Origin of the sequence: Kaistella sp., from assembly GCF_032060305.1 — a bacterium.
GTDB lineage: Bacteria > Bacteroidota > Bacteroidia > Flavobacteriales > Weeksellaceae > Kaistella > Kaistella yananensis.
The window spans coordinates 1-3,669 of sequence record NZ_DAMBHK010000054.1; the positions used below are offsets into that span (position 1 = coordinate 1).

The 3,669-nt window shown below is 39.9% G+C and carries 2 protein-coding genes; both read right to left on the reverse strand.

Features of this window, described 5'->3' with window-relative positions; genetic code table 11:
* Positions 1-230: 230 nt before the first annotated feature.
* Entirely contained in the window at positions 231-1,598 is a 1,368-nt protein-coding gene (locus V5N63_RS08395) for a peptidylprolyl isomerase (protein ID WP_442905798.1), read from the reverse strand.
* 65 nt (positions 1,599-1,663) lie between these two features.
* Positions 1,664-3,493, reverse strand: coding sequence for a peptidylprolyl isomerase (locus V5N63_RS08400; protein WP_332033586.1), 1,830 nt, complete (start codon positions 3,491-3,493; stop codon positions 1,664-1,666).
* Between the last annotated feature and the right edge of the window lie 176 nt (positions 3,494-3,669).

The following is a 3,669-nucleotide window of genomic DNA, read 5'->3' on the forward strand; positions in this document are numbered from 1 at the left end:
ATCCCGAAATGGATAAAATTGCTCATGCGTAAATTTAAAAAAATAATGAGAAAGGCGGAAATCTGTGGGAAGAAAATCCGTCCCTAAATCCTAGCCCCGATGGAAGCGGCATCCTTTTCTGAAGCGAAGCGGAAGAAAAGATACAGCGGACAGCGGGTAAAGTTTTCGGAGGAAGCGAAAAACCTATTGCTCCAGAAACAAAAAACTCTGCAAAAATGCAGAGCTTAAATTTATTTTCCGTCGGTATTTTTGCGCCAGTCGGTTTTGAAAGTGCAGTCTTTGTAACGGTTGTTGATGGAGATAAATACGTTGGGCAGTTTTTCTTTCACCCATTTTTCTACCATTTCGTTTTTCTTTTTGTTGAGAGCCATCTGCTTGATTCTGTCGTAATCTGTAGCAATATCGAGCTGGTGTGCGGCAATTACATCGTCGATTTTAATGATGGTCACCACTTTTCTGTCCTGGGCCTGGGTATCCTGAAAGACCTCGGTAATATCACCTTTGTTGTGCCCCGCAATCTGGTAAGAAATGGTTGGCGGCAGGTTGAGTTTCTCCATTTTATCGGAGCCGTCTTCGGAAGTGATGATTCCGGCGTTGAATTTTGTTCTTTTATCATCTGAAAACCGGAAAGCGGCTTCTTTGAAGGTAAGTCTGCCATCGAGAATCAGGGTTCTGATACTGTCGAGTTCTTTCTTCGCAGTTGCAATTTCTTCGGCATTCGGTTCGGCTTTGAGAAGGATATGGCGTGCATCGTACATTTTTCCGCTCTTTTTCACGAGCTGAATCAGGTGATAGCCGAATTCAGATTCTACAGGTTCGGAGAGTTCACCCTCCTGAAGGTTAAGCGCCGCAGCCTCGAAAGGCTTCACCATTTTGCCTTTTGCAATGTTGGTATAAAGTCCGCCATTGGCAGCAGATCCCGGGTCATCGGAATAAATCCTTGCCTGACTTTCGAAAGATTCGCCGGCTAAAATATCCTGTTTGATTTTATTCAGACGTGCGATAATTTCGTTTTTATGTGCGTCGGTAAGTTTGGGATACATGACGATTTGGGATAAGCTCACCTCATCATTCACCTGTGGAAGCTGGTATCTGTAGGTATTGAAAAAATCGGTTACTTCGTTTGGAGTTACATCGGCTTTTTCGGTAATTCTCCCGAATTTCATCTGTCCGTAATAATTATCGGCATCAATTTTCTCTATGGCGTTTTTCATTTCATAAGACGTACGGAATTTATAGGCCGAAAGCATTGTTTTCTCGTCGGGGAACTGGCCAAGAATCTGGTTGTATTTCTGAGCAGCATTTTCTTTAATTGCTGCAGAACGGTTTTCGATGAGGGTATCTCTTTTGGCTTCGTAAATCAGAAGTTTGTTATTGATGATGCTTTCAACAAACTCGCATTTATCGGCAACGGTTGCGCCCTGCTGCTTGGCATAGTTTGCCTGCTCCTCAATATCTGATTCCAAAATAATTTCATCTCCTACCACCACTGCAATGCCGTCGACCAAATCGCCGGTTTTGAGCTGTGCATTCATTTTAACACCAAAAAAGGCGAAAATAAAGCTCAATAGAAGTGCAAATTTTATATTCTTGTTCATATTCATTTTTTAACGATTTGCAAAATTATCATTCTAAACGAAATAACCTGCATTTTTTATTATAATTATTTCTTAAAGTTCTTTTCCAAATCCTTTCTGAATTCGGGCTGAATGACAATATTGGTTTTTACTTTCTGCTCTGCAATAATAGCCTTCAGTCTTTCTTCATTTACTGCATCTTTTAACAGTTCTGCCGCTTCATCCTGGGTCATTTGAGAGGGCGGCAAAATCTGGTCGATTGCGATAACTAAAGTTCTTTCTTCCATTTTTGTCTGGTGCACTCCGGTTTTGAAAGGAACTTTGTATTTCGTAAAAACATCGGCATCTTCAGACATCTCTCCTTTTTCGAAATTTACGAGAATCTGTTTTTTATCGTTCAGTTTTCCGTAATACTTTGCTTTCAGGGTTTCCCAGTTTTTAGGATTTTTAATGTCTTTCTCGATTTCTTTTGTGAGTTTGTCATCAGCAATAATTGCCACGCGCCCGGCAGCACGGTTGCCCCACATGTATTTCGATTTGTTTTTGTTGTAGTAATCGGTAAGCCATTCGGGATGCTTTGTGATTTCCTCGTTCAGATATTTAGAAAAAATATAATCTGAATAAAGTCCTTTGCGGAATTCATCGAGTTCTTTTTTGATATGTTTCTGGTTGGTGAAATCTGCGGAATAAAATCTAATCAAATCCTGAGCATTGACGCCGGAAAGTGCTTCAGCCCATAATGCAGGTGTAAGTTTTTCGGCATCAGCTTTTTTGTCGCCGATCAGTTTTTTAAGATCCCCAACCGTTGTTTTATCTTTTTTGTACTGATAAAGAACGGTATCGTCTTTTGCCGCATTAAAGGCTTGATAAGATTTTTTTACATTCTGAAATGCCGGAAACTCTTTATAAGTCGGGTCAGATTTCAGAAAAGCAAGCATTTTATCCTGAAGGTTTTCGTTGTAAAGAGAACCATTCATATCTCTCAGGAAAAAATCTCTGTTTTTATCGGTAAGAAGGTAAGGTTCCACATTATAAATATTGAACACGAAATAATTTTCACCGAAAAGCAAAGGTTCCGGCGTGTAATAACCTGCCTTTTTTCCTTTGAAAAGTTCGTAAACTTCGTCGGGAAGCGTTGGAGAACCCATTACTACTCCACCATTATTTTTTTCGTGATCGTTTGCGCCGTAAAGCTTCCCGACTTCCTGAAAGCTTTTGCCAGCTTTCAGATCGTTGTAAATCTTTGTTTTAACAGATTCGGAATTATCATCTTTCGGGAAAGAAATGGTACCAAAAACCACATACCCGAGACTTGGTCTGGAACTGAGAACTTTTGCAAACGCAATATATCCCGGCAAATCCTGAAGTGCCGTGAATGAGTTGTTTGGTAAAGTCTTTAGTTGGTTATAAAGAATATGATCTACACTTCCGGGTTTTATAAAAATAGGTTTAGGAGAAGCTTTGGTATATTTTGAGATCGCATCTTCCATTGTAATTTTTCCAGCCTTAACATCGCTGTAAATCTGCTGGTAATTGTTGTTGTCGCCCGCCGACTTCTGAACCATAAAAATCTGAACCTGCTTTTCGGTCTGGCTGTCCTTCATGTAATCATTCAGAACAGGATCTATCACATGTTTCGGATAGAAGTACTGCTCACGTAAATCGGCTTCTTTTTCCATCATTCTTTCGCGGAAAGACGCAGTGGTATCTGCTTTTTTATCTGCTGCAAATTGCTGAAGCAGGATAAAATCTTCGGTAGAACGCAGGGTTTTTTCGATCCCGCTGTTCTGTAAACCGTACTGATATTCTTTTTTATAATCGGCCAGTGAAATGCTGTCTTTCCCGATAATCATGTACTGGGCTGACATGGCACTGCCCAATCCTGCCAACATTGCGAAAGCAAATATTTTCTTCATATTTAAATGTTCTTTTTAATTTTAAAAATGATCGTGATCGTTAATGGGTTTCGAACTTAAACTTCAACTTCAAAAGTGGTTAAATCTTTAAAATTCTTGATTCTGGCAATCATTTCACCTTCGGTTACTTCCTGTAGTTTTTCGGTACCGAATTTTTCAACAGTGAAAGAAGCCAT

What these genes read in the sequence shown, in the direction of transcription:
- V5N63_RS08395 (WP_442905798.1), bottom strand. Translation starts at nt 1,598, where the DNA reads ATGAACAAGAATATAAAATTTGCACTTCTATTGAGCTTTATTTTCGCC.
- V5N63_RS08400 (WP_332033586.1), bottom strand. Translation starts at nt 3,493, where the DNA reads ATGAAGAAAATATTTGCTTTCGCAATGTTGGCAGGATTGGGCAGTGCC.